Origin of the sequence: Pseudonocardia sp. SID8383, assembly GCF_009864975.1 — a bacterium.
GTDB classification, from domain to species: domain Bacteria; phylum Actinomycetota; class Actinomycetes; order Mycobacteriales; family Pseudonocardiaceae; genus Pseudonocardia; species Pseudonocardia alni.
The window spans coordinates 1-372 of record NZ_WWFY01000870.1 but is presented as its reverse complement, the minus strand read 5'-3'; the positions used below and the strand labels follow the sequence as shown (position 1 = coordinate 372).

The window sequence follows — 372 nt, the reverse complement described above, 5'->3', positions numbered from 1 at the left end:
GTCGCTGCTCGCCGCCCTCCCGGCGCCGGCGCCCGCGGCCGTCCCGGGACAGGCCCTGCTGCGCTCGGTCGACCTCGGCACCGGACCGCTCACCCTGGGGGTCTCCCCGATGCGCCCCGGCCCCAACCTCGTCCAGCTCACCGGCGCCGGGGTCACCGTGACCGGGCCCGACGCCACGATGCCCGCCGGGCACGGGGACACCGGCGCCCCCGCCGGCTACGCCGTCCGCACCGGGGACCGCGACGTGCCGTTCACGGCCCGCTCCGGCGCACCGGGCGGCTGGGCACTGGTCGACCTGCCCGAGGGCACCACCTCGATCACCCTCACCGCCGGGGGACTGGCCCGCGCGGTGCCGGTCGACGTCGGCACCGA

At 79.8% G+C, this 372-nt stretch carries 1 pseudogene; it reads left to right on the top strand.

Going from position 1 to position 372, the window contains the following annotated elements:
* A pseudogene (locus GTW08_RS20880) lies at window positions 1–372 on the top strand (hypothetical protein); the annotation flags it as partial.